The sequence below is a fragment of the Nocardioides eburneiflavus genome (assembly GCF_004785795.1).
Taxonomy (GTDB): domain Bacteria; phylum Actinomycetota; class Actinomycetes; order Propionibacteriales; family Nocardioidaceae; genus Nocardioides; species Nocardioides eburneiflavus.
In genome coordinates, this window is sequence record NZ_SRRO01000001.1 from 3,660,201 (window position 1) to 3,683,419 (window position 23,219).

28 protein-coding genes and 3 tRNA genes are annotated in these 23,219 nt (G+C 72.5%); 14 read left to right on the forward strand and 17 right to left on the reverse strand.

All coding sequences use genetic code 11. The features are described from left to right. Positions 1-16: 16 nt before the first annotated feature. The 3 genes from EXE59_RS17120 to EXE59_RS17130 are packed head-to-tail and all read right to left on the reverse strand — an operon-like array spanning position 17 to position 1,098. A complete protein-coding gene (locus EXE59_RS17120) occupies positions 17-376 on the reverse strand; it encodes a YciI family protein (RefSeq protein WP_135839985.1) in 360 nt (119 codons plus the stop codon). Next, a complete protein-coding gene (locus EXE59_RS17125) occupies positions 373-735 on the reverse strand; it encodes a YciI family protein (RefSeq protein WP_135839986.1) in 363 nt (120 codons plus the stop codon). The genes EXE59_RS17120 and EXE59_RS17125 overlap by 4 nt, the downstream gene beginning before the upstream one ends. Before the next feature lie 12 nt (positions 736-747). Then, positions 748-1,098: a YciI family protein gene (locus tag EXE59_RS17130; RefSeq protein ID WP_135839987.1), complete on the reverse strand. Its 351-nt coding sequence runs from the start codon at positions 1,096-1,098 to the stop codon at positions 748-750. A gap of 132 nt (positions 1,099-1,230) precedes the next feature. Between EXE59_RS17130 and pgm the strand changes: the two genes are divergently transcribed. Beyond that, complete coding sequence (gene pgm / locus EXE59_RS17135) at positions 1,231-2,874, forward strand: phosphoglucomutase (alpha-D-glucose-1,6-bisphosphate-dependent) (RefSeq protein ID WP_135839988.1); 1,644 nt, start codon at positions 1,231-1,233, stop codon at positions 2,872-2,874. Here pgm and EXE59_RS17140 read toward each other — a convergent pair. The 3 genes from EXE59_RS17140 to EXE59_RS17150 all read right to left on the reverse strand — a co-directional run bounded on the left by EXE59_RS17140 (position 2,855) and on the right by EXE59_RS17150 (position 5,434). Then, positions 2,855-3,199, reverse strand: coding sequence for a hypothetical protein (locus EXE59_RS17140; protein WP_135839989.1), 345 nt, complete (start codon positions 3,197-3,199; stop codon positions 2,855-2,857). The two genes, pgm and EXE59_RS17140, sit on opposite strands and share 20 nt — an antisense overlap. Before the next feature lie 166 nt (positions 3,200-3,365). Then, positions 3,366-3,674: a hypothetical protein gene (locus tag EXE59_RS17145; RefSeq protein ID WP_135839990.1), complete on the reverse strand. Its 309-nt coding sequence runs from the start codon at positions 3,672-3,674 to the stop codon at positions 3,366-3,368. A gap of 98 nt (positions 3,675-3,772) precedes the next feature. Beyond that, entirely contained in the window at positions 3,773-5,434 is a 1,662-nt protein-coding gene (locus EXE59_RS17150; RefSeq protein WP_135839991.1) for an acyl-CoA dehydrogenase family protein, read from the reverse strand. Between the two features lie 108 nt (positions 5,435-5,542). On the opposite strand from EXE59_RS17150, the gene EXE59_RS17155 reads away from it, so the two are divergent. Further along, positions 5,543-6,511 carry a YihY/virulence factor BrkB family protein gene (locus EXE59_RS17155; RefSeq protein ID WP_135839992.1) on the forward strand — a complete coding sequence of 323 codons (969 nt, stop codon included), beginning with the start codon at positions 5,543-5,545 and terminating at the stop codon, positions 6,509-6,511. 95 nt (positions 6,512-6,606) lie between these two features. Next, a complete protein-coding gene (locus tag EXE59_RS17160) occupies positions 6,607-7,599 on the forward strand; it encodes a potassium channel family protein (RefSeq protein WP_135841360.1) in 993 nt (330 codons plus the stop codon). A 6-nt stretch (positions 7,600-7,605) separates the two neighbouring features. Here the strand turns inward: EXE59_RS17160 and EXE59_RS17165 are convergent, their stop codons facing one another. Beyond that, positions 7,606-8,640 (reverse strand): glycosyltransferase family 61 protein, encoded by a 1,035-nt coding sequence (locus tag EXE59_RS17165; protein WP_168218569.1) that lies wholly within the window; start codon positions 8,638-8,640, stop codon positions 7,606-7,608. A 61-nt stretch (positions 8,641-8,701) separates the two neighbouring features. Here EXE59_RS17165 and EXE59_RS17170 point away from each other — a divergent pair, with 61 nt between their 5' ends. Together EXE59_RS17170 and EXE59_RS23885 are read left to right on the forward strand one after the other, a co-directional pair. Next, entirely contained in the window at positions 8,702-9,328 is a 627-nt protein-coding gene (locus tag EXE59_RS17170; RefSeq protein ID WP_168218570.1) for a sulfotransferase family 2 domain-containing protein, read from the forward strand. Between the two features lie 80 nt (positions 9,329-9,408). Next, entirely contained in the window at positions 9,409-9,996 is a 588-nt protein-coding gene (locus EXE59_RS23885; protein WP_168218571.1) for a sulfotransferase family 2 domain-containing protein, read from the forward strand. Here EXE59_RS23885 and EXE59_RS17180 read toward each other — a convergent pair. The 10 genes from EXE59_RS17180 to EXE59_RS17225 all read right to left on the reverse strand — a co-directional run bounded on the left by EXE59_RS17180 (position 9,984) and on the right by EXE59_RS17225 (position 16,352). Beyond that, entirely contained in the window at positions 9,984-10,745 is a 762-nt protein-coding gene (locus tag EXE59_RS17180) for an urease accessory protein UreD (protein WP_135839996.1), read from the reverse strand. The two genes, EXE59_RS23885 and EXE59_RS17180, sit on opposite strands and share 13 nt — an antisense overlap. Next, complete coding sequence (gene ureG / locus EXE59_RS17185; RefSeq protein WP_135839997.1) at positions 10,726-11,457, reverse strand: urease accessory protein UreG; 732 nt, start codon at positions 11,455-11,457, stop codon at positions 10,726-10,728. Before ureG ends, EXE59_RS17180 begins: the two co-directional genes overlap by 20 nt. Continuing rightward, the gene (locus EXE59_RS17190; RefSeq protein WP_246056857.1) at positions 11,450-12,121 is read right to left on the reverse strand and encodes an urease accessory protein UreF; all 672 of its coding nucleotides are present in this window, start codon (positions 12,119-12,121) and stop codon (positions 11,450-11,452) included. The genes ureG and EXE59_RS17190 overlap by 8 nt, the downstream gene beginning before the upstream one ends. Positions 12,122-12,137: 16 nt before the next feature. Then, complete coding sequence (locus EXE59_RS17195) at positions 12,138-13,838, reverse strand: urease subunit alpha (RefSeq protein ID WP_135839998.1); 1,701 nt, start codon at positions 13,836-13,838, stop codon at positions 12,138-12,140. Continuing rightward, positions 13,831-14,169, reverse strand: a complete 339-nt coding sequence (gene ureB / locus EXE59_RS17200) for an urease subunit beta (protein ID WP_135839999.1) — start codon at positions 14,167-14,169, stop codon at positions 13,831-13,833. Before ureB ends, EXE59_RS17195 begins: the two co-directional genes overlap by 8 nt. Before the next feature lie 31 nt (positions 14,170-14,200). After that, positions 14,201-14,503, reverse strand: a complete 303-nt coding sequence (locus EXE59_RS17205) for an urease subunit gamma (protein ID WP_135840000.1) — start codon at positions 14,501-14,503, stop codon at positions 14,201-14,203. 86 nt (positions 14,504-14,589) lie between these two features. Further along, the gene (locus EXE59_RS24215) at positions 14,590-15,816 is read right to left on the reverse strand and encodes a PT domain-containing protein (RefSeq protein ID WP_210429053.1); all 1,227 of its coding nucleotides are present in this window, start codon (positions 15,814-15,816) and stop codon (positions 14,590-14,592) included. A 266-nt stretch (positions 15,817-16,082) separates the two neighbouring features. Next, positions 16,083-16,157 (reverse strand) — tRNA-Val (locus tag EXE59_RS17215). 18 nt (positions 16,158-16,175) lie between these two features. Then, positions 16,176-16,246, reverse strand: a tRNA-Cys gene (locus EXE59_RS17220). Positions 16,247-16,279: 33 nt separating this feature from the next. Beyond that, positions 16,280-16,352 (reverse strand) — tRNA-Gly (locus EXE59_RS17225). Between the two features lie 149 nt (positions 16,353-16,501). Between EXE59_RS17225 and EXE59_RS17230 the strand changes: the two genes are divergently transcribed. From EXE59_RS17230 to lgt, 9 genes are all read left to right on the forward strand, one after another. Next, on the forward strand, positions 16,502-17,332 hold the full coding sequence (locus EXE59_RS17230) for an aminotransferase class IV (RefSeq protein ID WP_135840001.1): 831 nt from the start codon (positions 16,502-16,504) through the stop codon (positions 17,330-17,332). Between the two features lie 64 nt (positions 17,333-17,396). Further along, positions 17,397-17,759, forward strand: coding sequence for a phosphoribosyl-AMP cyclohydrolase (hisI, locus tag EXE59_RS17235; protein WP_135840002.1), 363 nt, complete (start codon positions 17,397-17,399; stop codon positions 17,757-17,759). Continuing rightward, on the forward strand, positions 17,752-18,360 hold the full coding sequence (locus EXE59_RS17240; RefSeq protein WP_135840003.1) for a Trp biosynthesis-associated membrane protein: 609 nt from the start codon (positions 17,752-17,754) through the stop codon (positions 18,358-18,360). The genes hisI and EXE59_RS17240 overlap by 8 nt, the downstream gene beginning before the upstream one ends. Before the next feature lie 67 nt (positions 18,361-18,427). Then, positions 18,428-18,628 (forward strand): HGxxPAAW family protein, encoded by a 201-nt coding sequence (locus EXE59_RS17245; RefSeq protein ID WP_135840004.1) that lies wholly within the window; start codon positions 18,428-18,430, stop codon positions 18,626-18,628. 89 nt (positions 18,629-18,717) lie between these two features. Next, positions 18,718-19,515 carry an indole-3-glycerol phosphate synthase TrpC gene (gene trpC / locus EXE59_RS17250; protein ID WP_135840005.1) on the forward strand — a complete coding sequence of 266 codons (798 nt, stop codon included), beginning with the start codon at positions 18,718-18,720 and terminating at the stop codon, positions 19,513-19,515. Between the two features lie 23 nt (positions 19,516-19,538). After that, positions 19,539-20,822, forward strand: a complete 1,284-nt coding sequence (trpB, locus tag EXE59_RS17255) for a tryptophan synthase subunit beta (protein WP_210429220.1) — start codon at positions 19,539-19,541, stop codon at positions 20,820-20,822. Then, positions 20,819-21,625: a tryptophan synthase subunit alpha gene (trpA, locus tag EXE59_RS17260; RefSeq protein WP_135840007.1), complete on the forward strand. Its 807-nt coding sequence runs from the start codon at positions 20,819-20,821 to the stop codon at positions 21,623-21,625. Before trpB ends, trpA begins: the two co-directional genes overlap by 4 nt. Next, positions 21,612-22,223, forward strand: a complete 612-nt coding sequence (locus EXE59_RS17265; protein WP_246056859.1) for an SCO family protein — start codon at positions 21,612-21,614, stop codon at positions 22,221-22,223. The genes trpA and EXE59_RS17265 overlap by 14 nt, the downstream gene beginning before the upstream one ends. Further along, positions 22,223-23,152: a prolipoprotein diacylglyceryl transferase gene (gene lgt, locus EXE59_RS17270; protein ID WP_135840008.1), complete on the forward strand. Its 930-nt coding sequence runs from the start codon at positions 22,223-22,225 to the stop codon at positions 23,150-23,152. The genes EXE59_RS17265 and lgt overlap by 1 nt, the downstream gene beginning before the upstream one ends. Positions 23,153-23,219 lie beyond the last annotated feature (67 nt).

Genomic DNA, 23,219 nt, shown 5'->3' on the forward strand with positions numbered 1-23,219 from the left:
TCGGGGTCCGACGGACTCAGGACGTCACCTCGACGGTCGGGTGGATCTGGATGTCGTAGGGGGGCAGCACCCGCAGCAGCTCGACCACGACGTCGAGGTCGGGGGCCTCGAGCAGGTAGAAGCCGCCCATGCCCTCGATCACCTCGGCGTACGGACCGTCGGTCAGGGCGACCCGCCCGTCCGTCGAGGTGCGCATGACGGTGGCGTGGGCGGAGTCGCCCAGCGCCTCTCCGGCGAGCAGCTCGACGCCGTCGCGGTCCCGACAGGCTCGGTCGAACTCGCCGAACTTCGCCATGGCCGCCGCCTGCTCGGACTCCGTCTGCTCGGGCCACGGCTTCTCCGCGCCGTCGCCGATCAGCAGGACCAGGTACTTCACGACGCACGCTCCTCGGGCTGGACGCAGCGGCGCACCTCGACGGCATCGCCCGTGGCGGCCAGGATCAGGCAGACCTCCATCAGGTCCTCGAGGTCGGTGCTCTCCACGACGTAGAAGCCACCGACCTGCTCGGCGCTCTCGGCCCAGGGGCCGTCGGTCACCGTGGTGGCGTTCGGCGCGATCGTCCGCGCCTCGGAGGCTCGGTGGAGCTCGGCGCCCCCCGTCACCTTGTGTCCGCGTGCGGCCAGCTGCTGGGAGAACCGCTCGTGCGCGGCGTACGCCTCGCGCTTCTCCTCGTCCGTGGTCTCGGTCCACCAGCGATCGGCGTCGCCCATCAGCAGCACGACGTACTCAGTCATCACAGACCTCCTTCACTCCGCCATGCGGCGGAACTCGATGTGCTCGCCCCGGGTCGCGAAGCGCTGGCAGGCGGCTCGCAGGTCGGCCTCGTCGCCGGAGTCGACGAGGTAGAAGCCGACGACCTGCTCGGCCGTCTCGGAGAAGGGACCGTCGGTCACGAGCGCCTGGCCGTCGGCACCGGGCCGCATGGACGTCGCACGGTCCGAGGACTCCAGCGGGCCGGCGACCAGCAGCTCGTGGCCGCCCGCCACCAGGTCCTGCTGGAACTGCACGTGCGAGCGGTGCCCCTTGTCGTGCTCCTCGGACGGCAGGTCTGCCCACTCGGCCTCTGGTGCGGGGAGCAGGATCAGGTAGCGGCTCATGGATGCGGATCTCCTCTGGGGCAGCGGGGCCACCGGTTGCGGCCCCACCACTCTGACGGACCGACCCCGCCCCGATCGACAGCAGGGCCCGGCTTTCTCGACGGGACTAGCCGGACCCACCAAGATGGGGCCATGGCCACCCACGAGAGAGCCGGACAGCCCGCCCGCACCGAGGACCTGGTGGACGTCGCCCACCTCGTCACGGCCTACTTCGACCACGAGCCGGATCCCGACGACGTCACCCAGCAGGTGGCCTTCGGCACCAGCGGGCATCGCGGCACGTCGCTGACCACGTCCTTCAACGAGGTCCACATCGCGGCGACGACGCAGGCGATCTGCGACTACCGCAAGGAGCAGGGCTACGACGGGCCGCTGTTCATCGGCCGCGACACCCACGCGCTGTCCGAGCCTGCGTGGGCGACCGCGCTGGAGGTGCTCGTCGCCAACGACGTGACCGTCCTGGTCGACGACCGCGACGGCTTCACCCCGACACCGGCGGTGAGCCACGCGATCCTGCGCGCCAACCAGGGGCGTACGACCGGCGCCGGGCTCGCCGACGGCATCGTCGTCACCCCGTCTCACAACCCGCCGCAGGACGGCGGGTTCAAGTACAACCCGCCCCACGGCGGCCCCGCGGACTCCGACGCCACCTCCGTCATCGCGGCTCGGGCCAACGAGCTGATCCGGGGGAACATCGCCGGCGTGCGCCGCGTCGCGTTCGCGAAGGCGCGCGCGGCCGTCGGTTCCTACGACTTCCTCGGCACCTACGTCGACGACCTGCCCACCGTGCTCGACCTCGACGCGATCCGCGACGCCGGCGTGCGGATCGGCGCCGACCCCCTGGGCGGGGCGAGCGTGGCCTACTGGGGCGAGATCGCCGACCGGCACCGGCTCGACCTGTCGGTGGTCAACCCGCTCGTCGACCCCACGTGGCGCTTCATGACGCTCGACTGGGACGGCAAGATCCGGATGGACTGCTCCTCGCCGCACGCGATGGCCTCGCTGGTCGGTCGCAAGGACGAGTACGCGATCGCGACGGGCAACGACGCCGACGCCGACCGGCACGGCATCGTCACCCCCGACGCCGGCCTGATGAACCCCAACCACTTCCTGGCCGTCGCGATCGCGCACCTCTTCGGTGGCGCCCGCCCCGGCTGGCCCGGGTCGACGCGCATCGGCAAGACCCTCGTGTCGAGCTCGATGATCGACCGGGTCGCCGCGTCGATCGGCAAGCCGCTCGTCGAGGTCCCGGTGGGCTTCAAGTGGTTCGTGCCCGGCCTCATGGACGGCTCCTTCGGCTTCGGCGGTGAGGAGTCCGCGGGCGCGTCCTTCCTGCGCCGCGACGGCTCGACCTGGACCACCGACAAGGACGGGCTGCTGCTGGCGCTGCTGGCCAGCGAGATCCTCGGCGCCACCGGGAAGACGCCGAGCGAGCACTACGCCGACCTGGTTGCCCAGCACGGCGACCCGGCGTACGCCCGCATCGACGCCCCCGCGTCGCGCGAGGAGAAGGCCAAGCTCGGCGCGCTGTCACCCGACGACGTGGCCGCGATCTCGCTGGCGGGGGAGCAGATCACCGGCAAGCTCACCGAGGCGCCCGGCAACGGCGCGAAGATCGGCGGGCTCAAGGTCACCACCGAGTCCGCGTGGTTCGCCGCGCGCCCCAGTGGCACCGAGGACGTCTACAAGATCTACGCGGAGTCGTTCCGCGGCCCCGAGCACCTCGCCCAGGTGCAGGACGAGGCGCGCGAGGTGGTTAGTACGGCTTTGCGGTGAGGAAGCGCTGCTCACCGCGCGAGGGGTGGGGCACCGTGACCGGGCCCGCCTCGATCGGGCCGGTCGCCCCGCCACCGTGGGCCCGGGCCTCGGCGAAGGCACCGTTCTCCACCTGGGCACGCTGGAACCTCACCGCCGTCACCGAGTCGAGGCGTACGAGCGCCTGGCCGTCCTCGTCGTCGAGGACGGCGCCGAGCCCGTCGCACCCGATCACCCGGCCCTCCAGCCAGGTCCCCTGGACCAGGATGCTCACCCGGGCACCGGTGTCCTCAGCCCTCCGCAACAGCGTCCCCACGCTGAGCATCGTGCTCGAGATCTTCGTCATCGCGACCTCCCCACAAGGCACACCCCGCACGCACCCCAACGTGGTGCGGGTGTGGGGACCGTAGACCCGCGGCCGGGATCGACGCCCGCGATCGGACCAGTGTCCGGAAGGCCTTCGAGAGATCTGCGACGGCCCTGCGGAATCCGGGCCGGGTGGTGTGGACCGCTCAGGCGGCGCTGCCGCCGACCGGTCCCGCCTCGATGGGGTCGCGCTGCCGCCGGCCGTGGGCGCGCGCCTCCTCGCCGGCGTCGTCGTCGATGTCGGCACGCGAGAAGCTGACCGCGACGATGGAGTCGAGGCGTACGAGCACCTGCTGGGCGTTGCCGTCGTCGAGGACCACGCCGAGGCCGTCGGCGCCGACGATGCGGCCGTCGAGCCACCTGCCCTGCACGAGGAGTCGCACCGGAGCGCCGGCGTCCTGTGCGTGTCGCAGCAGGGTGCCGACGGTGAACAACGTGCTGCCCTTGCTGGACACGGTCATCTCCCTTGGTCGAGGGACAACGCTAGGTCGTCCGCGGCGCTCGCGCAGGCGAACCGGTCAGGAAGGCCCTGACGAGGGTCACGCCGTCGACATCACACGGTCGGGGTGGCCCGGTCGACGACCTCGCGCAGGGAGCCGCTGGTGAGCATGCCGAAGGTGCCGCCGTACGACGCCCCGAACCGGCTGCCGCAGAACGCGTCGGCGACCTCGGCGGGCGCGTGGCGCACCAGCAGCGAGCCCTGGAGGCAGGCCGCCATCCGGCCGGCCAGGCGACGGGCCCCGGCCTCGAGCCCCGCGTCCTCGCCCAGCAGCGCGAGCGTGTCGTCGACCGCACGGTCGAGGCGGCTGTCGCCGCCTCGCGCGGCGCCGACCTCGGTGATCCATGCCTCCAGCACCTCGGGCTCGCGGCCGAGAGCGCGCAGCACGTCGAGGGCGTTGACGTTGCCGGAGCCCTCCCAGATGGAGTTGAGCGGAGACTCGCGGAACATCAGTGGCAGCCCGGAGTCCTCGACGTAGCCGTTGCCGCCGAGGCACTCCAGCGCCTCTGCGACCATCGCCGGCGTGCGCTTGCACACCCAGAACTTCGCCAGCGGCAGGGCGATCCGCCGCAGCGCCACCTCGTGCGCGTCGCCCGGACGGTCGACAGCGGCGGCCAGGCGCATCGCCAGAGCGGTCGCCGCCTCGGACTCGACGGCGAGGTCGGCGATCACGTTCTGCATGAGGGGCTTGTCGACCAGCAGGCCGCCGAAGGCCGAGCGGTGGGCGACGTGCCACGACGCCTCGGCGAGCGCGTGCCGCATCAGCGCCGCGGACCCGAGCACGCAGTCGAGCCTCGTCGCGGCGACCATCTCGATGATCGTCCGCACGCCGCGACCCTCGTCGCCGAGCCGCTGGCCGAGCGTGCCGGACAGCTCGAGCTCGGACGACGCGTTGGACCGGTTGCCGAGCTTGTCCTTGAGCCGCACCACGTCGAGGCGGTTGCGGGTGCCGTCCTCCAGGACGCGCGGCACGACGAAGCACGTCAGCCCACCCTCGGCCTGGGCGAGGACCAGGAACACGTCGTTCATCGGGGCCGAGGTGAACCACTTGTGACCGTGCAGCGCGTACCAGCCGTCATCGGGCGTGGCCACCGCGCGGGTCTGGTTGGCCCGGACGTCGGACCCGCCCTGCTTCTCCGTCATGCCCATGCCGGCCAGCGCCCCGGTCTTGGTCGACCTCGTGCGCACGCCCGGGTCGTACGAGCGCGCGGCCAGCAGCGGCGCCCACTCCTTGGCGATCGCGTCGTCGGCCCGCAGCGCCGGCACCGCGGCGTACGTCATCGAGATCGGGCAGCCGTGGCCGGGCTCGGTCTGCGACCAGGCGAAGAACCCGGCCGCGCGTCGCAGGTGGGCGTACGGGTCTCCCGCCTCCTGGGCCTCCCAGGGCGCGGCCTGGAGGCCGTGCCCCACGGCGCGCTCCATCAGCCAGTGCCACGACGGGTGGAACTCGACCTCGTCGACGCGGTTGCCCCAGCGGTCGTAGGTCGTCAGCTCGGGGTGGTGGCGGTTGGCGAGCATGCCGTGCTCGCGGGCCTCGGCGCTCCCGGCCTCCGCGCCCAGCGCGGTGAGGTCGGCGACGAGGTCGGCGTCGCCGTGGCGGGTGAGCGCCTCGGTGAGCGCGACGTCGGACGTCACGACGTTGTGCCCGACGAGGGCCGGAGCCTGGTTGGTGGCGGTGCGGGCGTCGGGCCTGGAAGCGGGGGAGACCTCGGTCATGGCCCCACCGTAGGACGCCGGGCGGTCGCGGGTGACGCCGACCACGCCGCCGGGAGAACCGCCGCACGGGTCCGGTGCTTCGGCGCGCGGGCTCGATAGCGTGCTCCCATGGTCGAGGCGAGCGAGGAGGACACCCCTGCCCCGCGGCCGACCGACACCGTCGCGCGACGCCTGCGCGAGCACCTCTGGCGGATCATCGTCACGACCGTCGGGTCCTGCCTCCGGCACCGGGTGACCGGGCTGGCCGCGGAGGCGGCGTTCTTCGCGGTGCTGTCGGTGCCCCCGCTGGTCTTCGCCCTCGCCGGCGCCGTGGGCTTCGTCAGCGGGCGCTTCACCGACACGCAGGTCGAGGACGTGCGCAACGCGGTCCTCGAGGTCTCCCGCCAGGCGCTGACGGAGCGGGCCGTCAACAGCATCATCCGGCCGACCATCGACACGGTGCTCGACGGCGGACGCTACGACGTCATCTCGATCGGCTTCATCCTCGCCCTGTGGTCGGGCTCGCGTGCGCTCAACGTCTTCGTCGACACCATCACGATCATGCACGGCCTCGGCGGGCACCGCGGGATCGTCGCGACCCGGGCCCTGTCCTTCGTGCTCTACGTCCTCGCGATGGTGACCGGCGCGGTGAGCATCCCCCTGGTGGTCGCGGGTCCGACCCTGGTCGACCGGGTCGTCCCCGAACGGCTGGACTTCGTCAACGGGCTCTACTGGCCGGTCGTCCTGGTGCTCTGCATCTGCTTCCTCGCCACCCTCTACCACGTGTCGGTCCCCGTACGGACCAACTGGAGCTTCAACCTGCCCGGTGCCGTCTTCGCGCTGTTCTGCTGGATCGCGGGGTCGTACACGCTGAGGTGGGTGCTGACCGTGACCGCGGCGGAGTCGCGCTCGATCTACGGTCCGCTGGCCGCGCCGATCGCCGTGCTGCTGTGGCTCTACCTGCTGGCGCTCGCAGTGCTGATCGGTGCCGCGGTCAACGCCGCCTTCGACACCGTGTTCCCGCAGAAGAGCACGACGCGCGCGCGGCTCGAGACGGTGCAGCGGCTGCGGGAGCGGATCGGCGTGCGAGACTCCTGACCGTGTCGACGTCGAGCCACCAGCCCAGCGTGGGCCGGGTGTCGCTGCCCGAGCAGATCAGGTCGCCCTGGTGGGAGCTGGGACGCCGTGTCCTGATGGCCCTGTCGATCCTCGTGGGCACCGTGCTGCTCGTCTACTTCGACCGCGAGGGCTACCGCGACGGCAACGACCCCACCAACCAGATCAGCCTGCTCGACGCGTTCTACTACACGACCGTCACGCTCAGCACGACCGGCTACGGCGACATCGCACCGGTGTCGCCGCAGGCGCGCCTGGTCAACGCGCTGGTCATCACGCCGGCTCGCATCGCCTTCCTGGTCCTGCTGATCGGCACCACCCTGGAGGTCCTCGCCTCCCAGGGACGCGAGATGTTCCGGGTCTCCCGGTGGAGGAAGAAGATGGACCAGCACGTCGTCGTCGTCGGCTACGGCACCAAGGGCCGCAGCGCGATCGAGACGCTCCTCAACAACGGCTACGTCCGCGACGCGATCGTCGTCGTGGACCCGAGCCCGGTCGCGGTCGCCGACGGCAACCGCGACCAGCTGGTGGTCATCGCGGGCGACGCCACGCGGCGAGGCGTGCTGCGCCAGGCCGGCGTCGAGAAGGCCACCCACGTCATCATCACCACCGACCGCGACGACTCCAACGTGCTGGTCACCCTCACCGTCCGCCAGCTCAACCCCGACGCGTGGATCGTCACGGCGGTCCGCGAGCACGAGAACGTCCCCCTCATGCGCCAGTCCGGTGCCAACTCGGTCATCACGTCCTCCGACGCCGTCGGCCGCCTGCTCGGCCTCTCCTCGATGTCGCCGGAGCTCGGCTCGGTGATGGAGGACCTGATGACGTACGGCGAGGGCCTCGAGGTGGCCGAGCGCGACCTGCTGGTCGCCGAGGTCGGCAAGCAGCCGCAGTCGCTGCCCGACCAGGTGATCGCCGTCGTGCGGGACGAGAAGGTCTACCGCTACTTCGACCCGGTGGTGTCGCTCCTCGCCCGCGGTGACCGCCTCATCGTGATCCGTCCCGCCAAGGAGCTGCCGTGGGCGCCGCGGCCCGGCACGCACGGCGAGGACCTCGCCGAGGACGACTGACCGACCTCAGAGGCCGAGACGCCGCAGCGTGCGCTCGAGGCCGGCGGGCCCGGTCCCACCGGGGACGAACGATCGCTCGTGCCCCAGCGCTGCGTCGATCGCGACCTGCATCGCCACCGGCTCGTCAGCCGACCGGCCGTCGCCGATCTCGACCACGCGACCGCCCGGGGCCATGAAGGCCGACTGGTGCAGGCCCGACCCGGAGAGGCCGGCGATGACGCGCGCGCCCGCCACCGTGCGCAGCTGCTCGTCGATGGTGAGGCTCTCGGGGGCGACGATCTCGAAGCCGTGGCCGGCGAGGACCTCGTCCAGCGCCCGGTCCTCCTCGGCCGACGTACGGATCGGACGTCGGTGACCGTTCGCGCGGCGGGCCGCGTTGAGCGCGGTGCGGGAGACGTGGACGCGCTCGGGACCGTCCAGGTCGCGGAACCCGGCGGCCACGCGCTGCCAGACGTCGCGGGCCTCGGGATGCGCCCACGCGTGGAGCGAGACGCTGCGACCGGGCACGACGAGGCGGTCCGCGCGGGCGGGGCGTGCGCGGTCGACGACGTGGACCGGCAGGTCGCCCCACCCGGCCAGCTCGAGCAGCCGGTCCTGCCAGTCGGCACGGCGGTGCCGGCCGAAGCTGGAGTGGAAGACCAGCCCGACCGGCCGCTGCTCGAGCGTCGGCCAGAGTGTCGTCAGGGTCTCGACGAGGAAGTGGCCGTAGACCGATGCCCACGTGCCGCCGTAGAGCCAGGTGCCGGTCAGCTGCTCGGCGTCGTCACGGCGGGCGACTCGCTCGGGGTCGGCGGCCACACGCTTGCCGCGCGGGTTGCCCAGCACCTTCTGCGAGGAGGGCACCAAGGTGTCGTCGGCGTCGTAGACGGCACCGCGGAACCACTGGTCGAGGTGGTGGACGGTGGCCAGTCTGCCCGTCGCCACCTCCGAGAGGTACGCGTCCTCGACCGTCAGCAGTCGCGGTGGGCGGCGTGGCTCGACGGGGGGCGTGGCCGGCGCCCACGACGGGCGACGCGACCACCTCCTCTTCCTGGCGGACATGGGGCCGATTATGTCGGGCGGCCCGGAAGGCAGGGGCAGGCGCTCCACTAGGATCCCGCTCGTGCCGATATTCACCCGGGACGGACGTTCCGTGCTGTTCGTCCACGTCCCGAAGACCGGCGGCACGAGCCTGGAGCGGATGTTCATCCGCGCGGGCTGGGACGTCGGCCTGCGGGCCACGCCGCACACGCACCCGGCGCAGAGCCGCCTGCACCGGATCTCCCCGCAGCACCTGCACGCCCCGCTCCTGACGGAGATGCTGAGACTGGGGCGGTTCGACGCCATCTTCCTGGTCGTGCGCGAGCCGTTGCTGCGCTTCCGCTCCGAGTACGTCATGCGCAACAAGCGGCACGCCGACGCGGGGAGCGCGGGCCACGTCGAGGCCTGGACCGACGACGTGCTCGCCAGGCTTCGGGCCAATCCGGCCGTGCTCGACAACCACCTGCGGCCGCAGCACGAATTCGTGCTGCCGCGGGCACAGGTCTACCGCCTCGAGGACGGCCTCGAGGCGGCGGTGGCAGACCTGCGCGACCGCTTCGACCTCGACCTCCCGGCCGAGGTCCCGCACACCCTGGAGAGCGGGTCCGGCGGTGGTCTGTCCTCCCGCGACGTCGAGATCACCGATGCGGTGGCGGCCCGGGTGCGAGCCCTCTACGCCCGCGACCACGAGGTGTTCGGCTACGCCTGAGGGGCCGCAGGCCCCACCGCGCACCTGGGATAGCCTCAGGTGTGCTGGTCTGCGACTCCCACCGGGTTCTGTTCGTGCACGTGCCGAAGACCGGAGGGGTGTCGGCAGAGGGAGTCATGCGGCGCGCGTGCCCCGACGCTCGCAAGCAGGTCCATCCGCGTCGCGGCCGACACGCGCCGCTCGGGCGGATCCTCGACTCCGAGCCGGAGCTCGCGACGTACTGGTCCTACGGCTTCGTCCGCAACCCGTGGGCACGCATGGTGTCGTGGTACGCGATGATCGAGGACTGGAGTCGGCGCTACGCCGAGGGTGGTCCGGACTCGGTCAAGAACCGCGGCAACGACATGTGGCGGGCCGTGGGTGAGTACGCCGACTTCGAGGAGTTCGTGGTTCGCGGCACGGAGGAGTGGCCTCGGATGGGTCGCCCGCAGATCGACTACCTCGAGGCGCCGGGGCACGGGTGCGAGGTCGACTTCATCGGCCGCACCGAGACCTTCGCCGAGGACCTGGCGGTCGTGCAGCAGCGGCTCGGTGTCGAGCCCAAGGCGCCGCCGCGGCGCAACCGGTCCACGCATGGCCACTACCGGGACTACTTCACCCCCGCCTCGAGACGGAAGGTCGCCGAGGTCTACGCAGCCGACATCGATCGGTTCGGCTACGAGTTCTGACGTCCGGCGGTGAGCACGGTCCGCCACGCGTCCTCGGGCACGGCGCGGTGGGCCTCGTGGGACAGGCCGCGCCACACCGTGCCCCCGCACTCGAGGTCGAGCCGGCCGTCGGCGCACAGGTCGGCGTCGACCTGCACGCCGAGCGCGACGACCGTGCCGATGGAACGGTGCCCGCCCAGGATCCCGGGCCGCTCCGCACGGTCGTCCAGGACCGTCTGCTCCACCAGCAGGGGCACGCCGTCGTGGCCGTGCGCGCTCCACACCTGCTCCAGGTGGCCCCCGCGCTCGCCGTGCCGTCCCATCACCAGCGCCTCGCGCACCAGCAGACGGGCCCCGGGCCCCAGGTCGACGGTCGTGCTGCGGCGGACCCGGGCACCGGACGCCACCACGAACGGCTCGCCGGCCCACACCACAGTGGCGTCTGCCGCCAGGTCCAGCCGCACGTCCCACGACGCGTCGCCGCCGCGCATGTCGAACGCCACGGTCCCGGCCGGCTCGACCAGCTCGAGCCGGATCCCGGGGCCGACGACGACGTCGAGGCGTACGGCGTCGCCCGCCAGCAGCAGGGCCCCGTCGGGCACGAGCGCGACCCGGGCGTGACGGGCGCCGCTGCCCAGCAGGAGGGGTCGCAGGCAGGGAGCTCCGGTGTCGCCCGGGGTGCCGATGCGGACGTGCACGCGCCCGTCGGCCGGCGTGACGGCGAGCGTGGTGCTGCGAGCCGTGGTCGCGTCAGGCAGGAGCGTGGTCATGGTCGCGACCGGCCGGTCCGGGGGAGTGGTCGTGGGAGTGTGGCGCCATCGGGCCGGGGTCGGTGGGCACGAGGTCGCCCGCGCGGTGCCGGGCGACCTCGGCCGTCACCCACGCCGTCAGGGCCGCGACGGAGGCCCGGTCCGTGCGGGAGAGGGCGATCACCGAGCGCCCGTGCCGGGCAGCCTCGGCATCGGCGACCATGCGGTCCCGGTCGACGCCGACGTGAGGTGCGAGGTCGGTCTTGTTGACCACCAACAGGTCGGCGCGCTCGATGCCTGGGCCGCCCTTGCGGGCCACGTCGCCCCCGCCGGCGATGTCGAGCACGAAGACCTGGGTGTCGACCAGCGCCGGGGAGAACGTCGCGGTGAGGTTGTCGCCCCCTGACTCGATCAGCACGAGGTCGGGGGCGAACTCCTCCTCGAGCTCCTCGACGGTGAGCAGGTTGGCGGTGATGTCGTCACGGATCGCGGTGTGCGGGCACGCGCCCGTCTCCACCGCGCGGATCCGGTCCGCCGCCAGCACCCCGGACGCCCGGAGGAAGCGGGCGTCCTCGTCGGTGTAGATGTCGTTGGTGACCACGGCGAGCGACATGCGCTCGGCGAGCTCGCGGCACAGCAGGGCGATGAGGGAGCTCTTGCCGGTGCCCACAGGGCCGCAGACGCCGAGTCGGAGGCCGCGGGTCGGGGACTGGGCGGGGGACGGGTCAGGCACTGAACAACCTCCTGGTGCTGCGGGCGTGGGCCTGCGCCCACACCTCGGTCTGGGGTGCTGCGGCCGCGGGGATGTCGCGCGGATCGGTCAGCGGGGCCACGTCCGCGGCGACCGCGGCCACCTCGGGCAGGGCGTCGTGCACCCATGCGGTGGTCTCGGCAGGGTCGAGGGGGAGCAGCTTGAGCGACGCCGAGGCGACGGTCTGCACGTCGTCGTAGCCGACGAGCCGAGCCAGCGACGACGCGTCGAGGCCTGTTGCGGCGGCGGCGCCGGCGACTGCCACGGCGCGCGGGCAGCCGTCCAGCCCGTGCACCCGGAGTACGGCTGCGTCGTCCGCCCACAGCCGCGTGCTGAGGCGGTTCATGGCGCGCCCCTGTGCCCGAGAGCTGCGCCGCAGCGCGTGGCTCGGCGTACGCGCCGCCCACGCCGCGACGACGGGCTCGAGCGGCAGCCCGTGGGTCAGCCGGTGGAGGGCGACGACCGCGGTGCCGGCCTCCACCCGCACGGTGGTCGCGAGCCGGGCCGACAGGTAGGCCGGCACCTCCACGCTGGTCAGCCCGTGCTGGACGGCGGCCTCCAGCCCGGCGGACTGCGTGTGCCCCGCCACCGGCAGGCGCGCGTCGGCGAGGAGCATCAGCAGCAGGTCGGTCGGGACGTGGTCCATGGAGGTCGGAACCTGCTCAGAACATCGTGTAGAGCTGCGCGAGCGGCAGCCACGTCGCCGGGGCGGGCACGACACGCTCGCCGTCGATGTCGATGGCGAAGGTCTCGGGGTCGACGGCGATCACCGGCAGCGCGTCGTTGTTGACCATCTGCGCCTTGCCCACCTCGCGCGTGGACCGCACCGCGGCGAGCCGTCGCCGCAGCCCCAGCTCGGCCGCCAGCCCGGACTCGAGCGCCGCGGGCGAGACGAACGTGACGGAGTGGTCGGCCCCGTCGTCCTCGACGAGGGTCGGCCGCATGAGGACCGGCTGCGGGGTCGGGATCGAGGCGTTCGGGTCGCCGAGCGCGGCGTACACCAGGGCGCCCCCCTTGAGCACGACCGAGGGGCGTACGCCGAAGAAGCGCGGGTCCCACAGGACGAGGTCGGCGAGCTTGCCGGCCTCGACCGAGCCGACCTCGTGGTCGATGCCGTGCGCGATCGCCGGGTTGATCGTGTACTTCGCGACGTAGCGCCGCGCGCGCTCGTTGTCAGCCGGCCCGGAGCCCAGCGTCCCGAACCGGTCCTTCATGGTGTGCGCCACCTGCCAGGTGCGCGTGACGACCTCACCGATGCGGCCCATGGCCTGGGCGTCGGAGGAGGTGATCGACATGGCGCCGAGGTCGTGCAGCACGTCCTCGGCCGCGATCGTCGTCGCCCTGATCCTGGACTCGGCGAACGCGAGGTCCTCCGACACGCGCGGGTTGAGGTGGTGGCAGACCATCAGCATGTCGAGGTGCTCGGCGACGGTGTTGACCGTGTGCGGCAAGGTCGGGTTGGTCGATCCCGGGATGACGTACGGCTCTCCGGCCACCCGGACGATGTCGGGTGCGTGGCCACCGCCGGCCCCCTCTGCGTGGAAGGCGTGGATGGACCGTCCGCCGATCGCGCGCAGCGTCGACTCGAGGTAGCCCGCCTCGTTGAGGCTGTCGGAGTGCAGCGCGACCTGGAGGCCGTGCTCGTCGGCCGCGCGGAGAGCTGCGTCGATGGCCGCGGGCGTGGAGCCCCAGTCCTCGTGCACCTTGTAGGCGGCGGCACCGGCGAGGGCCTGCTCGGCGAGCGCCGCGGCCGAGACGGTGTTGCCCTTGCCCATCAGCAGGACGTTGACCGGGAGCGGGTCCAGGGCGCGGTGCACCGTCCGCAGGTGCCAGGCGCCCGGCGTCACGGTGGTCGCCTTCGAGCCCTCGGACGGACCCGTGCCGCCGCCGCCGAGGGTGGTGATCCCGGTCGCGAGGGCCTCGTGGACCTGCGAGCGCGAGAGGAAGTGCACGTGCACGTCGATCCCGCCCGCCGTGAGGATCTTGCCCTCGCCGGAGACCACGTCGGTGGACGGGCCGATGACGAGGTCGGGGTGCACTCCGTCCGCGATGTCGGGGTTCCCGCTCCGGCCGAGGGCGACGATGCGTCCGTCGCGGATCCCGACGTCGGCCTTCACGATGCCCCAGTGGTCGAGGACCAGGGCGCTGGTGATCACCGTGTCGAGCGCTCCGTCGGCGCGCGTCGTCGTCGACTGGTGCATCGACTCGCGGATCGACTTCCCGCCGCCGAAGACCGCTTCCTCGCCGCCGAAGGTGAGGTCCTGCTCGACCTCGATCCACAGGTCGGTGTCGGCCAGGCGCACCTGGTCGCCGGTGGTCGGGCCGTAGAGGGCGGCGTACGCGCTCCGGCTGATCTCAACCACCGACCGGCCCCTCGTCCCCGCGAACCTGGATCCCCGGCACGTGGCGCCGGCCGCGCAACGCCACGGCGCCGACCTCCTGCGACGCGCCGGGCTCGAAGCGCCGGCTGGTGCCCGACGGGATGTCCAGCCGGTAGCCCACGGCGGACGCCCGGTCGAAGGACAGCGCGGCGTTCACGTCGGGTAGGTGGATGTGTGAGCCGATCTGGACGGGGCGGTCTCCCGTGTTGACGATGACCAGGTCGAGGCGCTCGTCGGGGCCGCGGTCGGCGTTGAGCACGACGGTCCCGTCCATGGTCCGGATCTCACCGGGCCCGGTGGGCAGGTCGGCCACGGATCCTCCTGTCTCGGGTGTCGGCGGTGCGTCAGGCGATCGGGTGGTGGAGCGTGACGAGCTTGCGACCGTCGGGAAAGGTCGCCTCCACCTGGACGTCGGTGAGCATCGACGCGACCTCCGGCATCACCTGGTCCCGGGTGAGCACGTGGCGTCCCGTCTCCATGAGGTCGGCCACGCTCGCGCCCTCGCGGGCCCGCTCGATGACCCAGGTGCTCAGCAGCGCCACGGTCTCGGGGTGGTTGAGCAGCACGCCCCGGGCGAGTCGGTCGCGCGCGACCATCCCAGCGACGGCGAGCAGGAGCTTCTCGGAGTCGGCCGGTGTCAGGTGCATGGTGACGGTGAACCTAGGAAGCCTGCGTTTCGAGGTGCGACCGGGTCACGTTAATTCGGTGTTACACCCGACCAGGGGAGCGCGCCTCACCGCACCTGTCCGCTGCGGGCGGGCTCGCCGTCGACCCAGTAGTTGTCGGCCCAGACGTCACCGATGTCGTCGGGGAACTCGCCTCCGTCGGTGCCCTGGCCGCGATCGAACAGGTTGCCGGTCATCCGGATGTCCACGCAGACGTCCACGAGCTGGCAGTCGACGAAACGGGTGGCGAACCACTGGCCCTGACCCGTGCCGCGGCGGAAGTAGTTGTCCTCGATCGTGAGGTTCCCCGGCACGCCGAACTCGCGGTAGAAGACCCCGTCGGCGGAGCAACCGCCGTCCGTGCCCGACCCGGCGGGGGTGCAGAGGATCGTGTTCCCGCGCAGCGTGCTGTTCTTCAGCATCCGCAGGCCGCTCTGGTGCGTGGAGGTCCCCGTCGTGGTGATGTAGGAGTCCTCGATGACGACCTTGTTGTGGGCCCAGCCACCGCTGTGCGTCCCACGCAGGTAGGAGTCGCGGACCGAGAAGTGGGCCAGGCCGACGGCCCGGCACGAGTCCTGGGCGGGAGCGCAGAGGACCCTGGAGGACTCGATCGAGAAGATCTGCGGGTGCAAGGGGTTGTTGCCCGCCACGTCGTCGGTGTCGACCTCCGAGGTGAACACGCCGCCGTTGACGACGGAGTCACGGATCACGACGCCCTGCACCGAACGGTCGGGCGCCTCGTCCCCGTTCGCGTTGCCCATGACGAGCCCGCCCGGGCAGCTGACGACCACGCCCTCGATCACGAGGCCGTCGGTCGTGACGGTGCAGCCGCCGGTCCAGGCCCGCGTCGGCTCGGTGGCCGGGCCGACGGAGTCGGGAGTCGGGAAGTCCGCGGCGGACGGAGGTCCGTCCGGGTCCGGGGTCGGCGTCTCCGAGGGGTCGGTGGTGGGGGTCTGGGTCGGTGTGCTCGTGGGGGAGTCGGACGGGGTCTCGGTCGGCGACTCGGTCGGGGTCGCGGTGGGGGAGTCGGACGGCGTACCGGTCGGTGTCTCTGTCGGCGACTCTGTCGGGGTGCTCGTGGGGGAAGCGGTCGGGGTCTCGGAGGGGGTGCCCGGTGGTGTGGCCCGGAGCTCGGCCACTTGCTCCTCGAGGGTCGTCACCCGGTCCGCGAGCGCGTCGAACTCCTCGCGCGACGGCGCACCGTCGCCGCTCGACGTCTCCGACGACGCAGGCACCATGAGCATCAGGCCGACGAGCACGGCGAGGACCAGCCCGACGGGGGCGTACCGACGCATCAGCACTCCGCCCCGGTGTCGTGGGTGCGGTCGTGCGGCGGTTCCGGGCAGAGGTGGTTCCGTGCAACCTGCTCTGACATGGTGATGGCCCTCCCGGGGGTGAGAGTGCGATGCGGCCGGCGTCGCTCGAAGTGGCCCCGCACCGTGCGGTCCGCTCGAGTCGTCTCAGCGGGCACACCCACCGTAGGCACGACACGTCGCCCCGGCGCGTCTCACCAATGGGGTAAATGACGAGGACCCCGCATCGCTGCTGGGGCCCTCGGTGCTGGTGGGCGATACTGGGTTTGAACCAGTGACCTCTTCCGTGTCAAGGAAGCGCGCTACCGCTGCGCCAATCGCCCGTGTTGAGTTGTGTTGCGAGGTGGGTACGGGATTTGAACCCGTGTAGACGGATTTGCAGTCCGTTGCCTCGCCTCTCGGCCAACCCACCGTGGAGGCCCACGTGTGATGGGAGACCCCTCAGAGCGGACAACGAGACTCGAACTCGCGACCTCAACCTTGGCAAGGTTGCGCTCTACCAACTGAGCTATGTCCGCCTGCATTTCCTGGCCGTTTCACCGGCCCTGAGTGCGAGTGGAACAGTAGCCCATGGCCGTCGAGGCGCCAAAATCGGGTGCCCCCACTGCGTGTTCCGGACCCCGTCCGGGGTCCGTCCGGATCGCGGCCGAGCCCTAGGGTGAGGTCCATGCGCGCATGGCTCAACGGCACCCTCCTGGCCGACCCGACGCAGGGGGCGGTGGCGGTCACCGACCACGGCTTCACGGTGGGGGACGGGGTCTTCGAGGCCGTGAAGACCCTCGACGGCGAGCCGTTCGCGCTGACCCGGCACCTCGCCCGCCTCGAGCGCAGCGCAGCGGGTCTCGGGCTGCCCGCGCCCGACCTCGAGGACGTACGCCGCGGGGTCGCCGCGGTGCTCGCCGACGGAGCGGCCGCGGACCCGATCGGGCGCCTGCGCATCACCTGGACCGCCGGGCCGGCGCCGATGGGCTCGGGCCGCGGCGGGGGACCGGCGACGCTGGTCGTGGCCTACAGCGCCATCGACCGCGCGGCGCGCGAGACGACGGTCGTGACCGTCCCGTGGACCCGCAACGAGCACGGCGCCACGGCCGGGCTCAAGACCACGTCGTACGCCGAGAACGTCATCGCGCTCGCCCACGCGCAGGCCCGCGGCGGGACCGAGGCGATCCTCGCCAACACCGCCGGCGACCTCTGCGAGGGCACCGGCTCCAACGTCTTCTACGTCCTCGACGGCGAGCTGCGCACCCCGAGCCTGGCCGTCGGCTGCCTGGCCGGGATCACCCGCGAGCTGGTCGTCGAGTGGTGCGGTGCGCGCGAGGTCGACGAGCCGCTGGCCGACGTGCGGGAACGGGCCAGCGAGGCGTTCCTCGTGTCCACCACCAGGGACGTGCAGGCCATCGCCCGGTGGGACGACCGTGAGCTGCCCGCTCCCGGGCCGGTCACGCAGAGATGTGCGGAGACCTGGGCCGCCCGCGAGGCTGAGACGATGGATCCATGAACTTCACCCCACGACGTTCTTCTCCTCCGCTGCGCTCCCCCGAACAACGCCGCGGGGGCCCCGAGTGAGCACCCACGACTCGGGCCTCGACCCCGCGATCTCCGCGCGCCTGCGCCACACCGCCGAGGGCCTCGTGCCCGTCGTCGTGCAGCAGCACGGCTCCGGGGAGGTGCTGATGCTCGCCTGGGTCGACGACGAGGCGCTCGCCCGCACCATCGACACCGGTCGGGCCACCTACTGGTCGCGCTCACGCCGCGAGTACTGGGTCAAGGGCGACACCTCCGGTCACGTGCAGTGGGTCAAGGAGGTCCGGCTCGATTGCGACGGCGACACGCTGCTCTTCGTCGTCGACCAGGTCGGCGCCGCCTGCCACACCGGCGACCACTCCTGCTTCGACGCCGACCTGGTGCACCGCGTCGATGGCTGAGGCGCACGACGTGGCCCACGACCCCGGCGGCGGCCCCCGCCGCACGTTCGGCCCCGTGGTCGCCCTCGGCCTCGCCTCCGCGGGACTGGGGGCGTACGCCGCGAGCAAGCCGTGGGTCACCGGGGCCGGGGCGGAGTCGGCACCCGGCGTCAGCACGACGACGTGGGGCGAGGTCTCGTCCTCCCCGCTGGGCACCGCCCTGGCCTTCGTGGTCCTCGCCTGCTGGGGCGTCCTGCTCGTCACCCGCGGTCGCTTCCGACGCGGGATCGCCGGCCTGTCCGTGCTCGCCGCCCTCGGCTACGTCGCGGCTGTCGCGTGGGCGCCGTCCAGCCTGCCGGACCACCTGGTCGAGCAGGTCCGCGTCCGGACCGGGGAGGTCCTCGACGAGACCGCACTCACCGGCTGGTACTGGCTCGCGGTCGTCGCCGCGCTGCTGGTGCTGGTGTCCACCGTCCTGGGGCTCCGCCTCGTCCGCACGTGGCCGGAGATGGGCAGCCGGTACGACGCGCCCACCGGGCCGCGCGAGGCGGCCACGGAGCAGCCGACCGAGAACATCGACATCTGGAAGGCCCTCGACGACGGCCGCGACCCGACCGCCTGAGCCGCCGCGCCACCCCACCGCCTAGACTTCGGCGCGCACCCGCCGACCCGACGAAGGAGCACCCACGATGGCTGCAGGCCACGGCAACACCCCCGCTGCTTGGACCGCGGTGTCGGTCGCGATGCTCGGCTTCGTCGTGGGCAGCGTCGCCCTCCTCCAGGTGCCGACGCAGATGACCCTGCTGTGGATCGGCATCATCGTCGCCGTGCTGGCGTTCCCGCTGTTCCTCGTGCTCGCCAAGCTCGGCTTCCACGCCTCCGACCACTGAGCCGCCGGCCGGTCCCGCACCGGCCCGCACGCCGTCCGTCCACTGGCACCGGTCCCGCCGGGGCTGGAGCCGGGTGAGAGGCTGATCCCATGCCTGCGACCGGTTCCGTGCTCGACGACATCGTCGCCGGCGTCCGCGAGGACCTCGCCCGCCGCGAGGCCGCGCTCCCGCTGGGGGAGCTGCTCGCCCACCTCGCCGACGCCCCCGCACCGCGCGACCCGATGCCGCACTTCCGGGCCCGCGGCTCGAGCGTCATCGCCGAGGTCAAGCGCCGCAGCCCGAGCAAGGGCGCCCTCGCCGACATCCCCGACCCGGCGGCCCTCGCCGCGGCCTACGCGCGCGGCGGTGCCGCGGCGATCTCGGTGCTCACCGAGGAGCGCCGGTTCGGCGGCAGCCTCGACGACCTCCGCGCCGTACGCGCCGTCGTCGAGACGCCCATCCTGCGCAAGGACTTCATCGTCGAGACCTACCAGCTCGTCGAGGCCCGCGCCGCCGGCGCCGACCTCGCCCTGCTGATCGTTGCCGCCCTCGACGACGACGGCCTGCGCCGCCTGCACGACGAGGCGGGCGAGCTCGGCCTGACCGTGCTGGTGGAGGTCCACGACGAGGCCGAGGCCGAGCGTGCGATGGCCCTCGACGCGGAGCTCATCGGGGTCAACAGCCGCAACCTCAAGACCCTCGAGATCGACCCGGACGTCTTCGGTCGACTCGCGCCTGCGATCCACGACGACGTCGTCAAGGTCGCCGAGAGCGGCATCGGCGGCGTCGCCGACGTCGAGCGCTTCGTCTCCGAGGGCGCTGGCGTGGTGCTGGTCGGCGAGGCGCTGGTCAAGGACGGCGACCCCGAGGCCGCCGTACGAGCAATGACAGGAGTGACTGCACCGTGAGCGTGAGCGTGCCCAGTGGCCCGATGAGGTACGAGGCCGACGAGCGGGGCTACTTCGGCGAGACGTGGGGCGGACGCTTCATGCCCGAGGCACTCGTCGCCGCGCTCGACGAGCTGACCGACGCCTGGCAGGAGGCGATGGCCGACGACGCGTTCGTCGTCGACTTCGAGCGGGTGCTGCGCGACTACGCCGGCACGCCCAGCCGGCTCTACCACGCCGAGCGGCTCTCCGAGCTCGTCGGCGCCCGCGTGCTGCTCAAGCGCGAGGACCTCAACCACACCGGCGCCCACAAGATCCGCAACGTGCTCGGCCAGGCCCTGCTGACCCGGCGGATGGGCAAGACGCGCGTCATCGCGGAGACCGGCGCCGGCCAGCACGGCGTCGCCAGCGCCACCGCGGCCGCGTGGTTCGACCTCGACTGCACCGTCTACATGGGTGCCGTCGACACGCGCCGCCAGGCACTCAACGTCGCCCGCATGCAGCTCCTCGGCGCCAAGGTCGTGCCCGTCGAGTCCGGCAGCGCGACGCTGAAGGACGCGATCAACGAGGCGCTGCGCGACTGGGTCGCCAGCGTCGACCACACCGCCTACCTCTTCGGAACGGCCGCCGGCCCGCACCCGTTCCCGAGCATGGTCCGCGACTTCTGCCGCGGCATCGGCGACGAGGCCCGCGCCCAGTGCCTCGACCAGTACGGCGTGCTGCCCGACGCGGTCGCGGCGTGCGTGGGAGGCGGGTCCAACGCCATCGGCCTGTTCACCGCGTTCCTCGAGGACGAGGGGGTCGAGATCCACGGCTTCGAGCCCGGCGGCGACGGCGTCGAGACCGGTCGCCACGCCGCGACCATCCACGCCGGTGAGGCAGGAGTCCTCCACGGCGCCCGCACCTACGTCCTGCAGGACGAGGACGGCCAGACGGTCGAGTCGCACTCGATCTCGGCCGGGCTCGACTACCCCGGCGTGGGCCCGCAGCACTCGTGGCTGTCCGCGGCCGGCCGGGCGACCTACACGCCCGTCACGGACGCGCAGGCGATGGAGGCGATGGCGCTGCTCAGCCGTACGGAGGGCATCATCCCGGCCATCGAGTCGGCCCACGCGGTCGCCGGCGCCCTCGACGTCGCCAGGCGGCTCGGGCAGGAGAAGGGCCCCGACGCGACGGTGCTGATCAACCTGAGCGGTCGCGGCGACAAGGACATGGGCACGGCCATCGAGTGGTTCGGCCTCGGCGACGCCGAGGAGAGCCCGGAGGCCGAGCTCCGGCACGTGGAGGCCGACGCCGCCTCGGAGCTGGACACGGAGGCGCAGCAGTGACGTCGACGAGCACCGCCTTCGCGACGGCGCGCGAGGAGGGCCGCGCGGCCCTCGTCGGCTACCTCCCCGCCGGCTATCCCACGGTCGAGGGCTCCATCGAGGCGCTGCGGACGATGGTCGACGCGGGCTGCGACGCCATCGAGATCGGCCTGCCCTACAGCGACCCGGTGATGGACGGCCCCACCATCCAGGCGGCCGCGCAGGCCGCGCTCGACGGCGGCGTACGCACCGCGGACGTGCTGCGGGTCGTCGAGGCCGTCGCGCAGACCGGCGTCCCGACCCTGGTGATGACCTACTGGAACCCGATCGAGCGCTACGGCGTGCAGCGCTGGGCGGCCGACCTGGCTGCCGCCGGGGGAGCGGGCATGATCACGCCCGACATCACCCCCGACCACGGCGGGGAGTGGATCGCCGCGGCCGACGAGCACGGGCTCGACAAGGTGTTCCTCGTCGCGCCGAGCTCCACCGACGAGCGCATCGCGATGACCGCCCGGGAGAGCCGCGGCTTCGTCTACGCCGCCGCCGTCATGGGCGTCACGGGCGCGCGTGAGTCGAGCTCCGAGCTCGCCGGGCCACTGGTCGCGCGCGTCCGCGCGGGCGGCGACGTCCCCGTCGCGGTCGGCATCGGCGTCAGCACCGGCGACCAGGCCGCCGAGGTCGCCGCCTACGCGGACGGCGTGATCGTCGGCTCCGCGTTCGTCCGCTGCCTGCTCGACCACGAGGGCGACGAGGCGGCCGGGCTCGACGCACTGCGCACCCTGACCACCGACCTCGCCGAGGGCGTACGCCGTGCGAGGAGGTAGGGCGCTCGGGGCGGTCGCGATGCTGGGGCTGCTGGCCGCGTGCGGCGGGGGAGCGACGGGCTCGAGCGGGGCGATGGAGCTCAGCGGCACCCCGCTGGACCCGCCCGCCCAGGTGGTCGCGACACCCCTCGTCCACACCGCCGGCGACGCGTACAGCCTCGTCGACGACACCGACAAGGACCTGACCCTCGTCTTCTTCGGCTACACCAACTGCCCCGACATCTGCGGGCAGGTGATGGCGACGCTCGCCGGCACGCTCGCCCGGCTCGACGACAGCGAGAAGGAGCGGCTCGACGTGGTCTTCGTGACCACCGACCCCGCGCGCGACGACGCGGCGGTGGTGGACGACTACGTCAGCGCCTTCGACCCCAGCATCGTCGGGCTCACCGGAGACCTCGACGACATCGTCGAGGTCGGCAAGAGCCTCTACGTCGGGGTCGACCAGGGCGAGAAGCTGCCCAGCGGCGGCTACGACGTCACCCACGGCACCCGGGTGATGGCCATCGACGCCGATGACCAGACCCCCGTCATGTGGGACCACGACGTCTCCCAGGCCCAGCTGGCCCACGACGTCCTCATGTTGCTCGACGAAGGATGATGCTCACCATGCTCTCGATGGTCTCCCTGCCGGCGCCGCTCGTGACCCTGATGTCCATCCCGAGTCCCGCCGACGGGGTGTGGAACCTCGGTCCCGTCCCGATCCGCGGCTACGCGCTCAGCATCATCCTCGGCATCGTGCTCGCGATCTGGATCGGTGAGCGTCGCTGGGTGGCCCGCGGCGGCACGGCCGGCGAGGTCAGCGACCTCGCGATCTGGGCGGTGCCCTTCGGGCTCGTCGGTGGCCGGCTCTACCACGTGATCACCGACTGGGAGCTCTACTTCGGGGAGGGCCGCAACCCGGTCACGGCGCTGTACGTCTGGCGCGGGGGCCTCGGCATCTGGGGCGCGATCGCCCTGGGCGCCGTCGGCGTGTGGCTGGGCGCCCGCTCGCGCGGGATCAGGCTGCTGCCGCTCCTCGACGCCCTCGCGCCCGGCGTCCTCGTCGCGCAGGCGGTGGGACGATGGGGCAACTGGTTCAACCAGGAGCTCTACGGCCGCCCGACCGACCTCCCCTGGGCGCTGGAGATCGACATCGCGCACCGGCCCGCCCAGTACCTCGACGTGGCGACCTACCACCCCGCATTCCTCTACGAGTGCCTCTGGAACCTCGCCGCGTTCGCGGTGCTGATCTGGGCCGACCGCCGCTTCCGCCTCGGCCACGGGCGGGTCGTCGCGCTCTACGTGATGCTCTACACCGCCGGACGCGGCTGGATCGAGAACCTGCGCATCGACGACGTGCAGATGGACGACGTCCTCGGCCTGCGGCTCAACGTGTGGACCTCGATCGTGCTGTTCGTCCTCGCGGCGGCGTACTTCGCGTGGTCCACGCGCCGGCACCCGGGACGCGAGGAGTCCGTACGCACCCGCGAGCCGGCCGCCGAGCAGGAGGACGCCGACAGCGAGCAGAAGGCCGGTCCCACGGCCTGACACCTCGTGGTCCACCGGCTCGCGCCGGTGATAGGTTCCGTTGTGCTCGGGCCAACGTCGTCCCCAG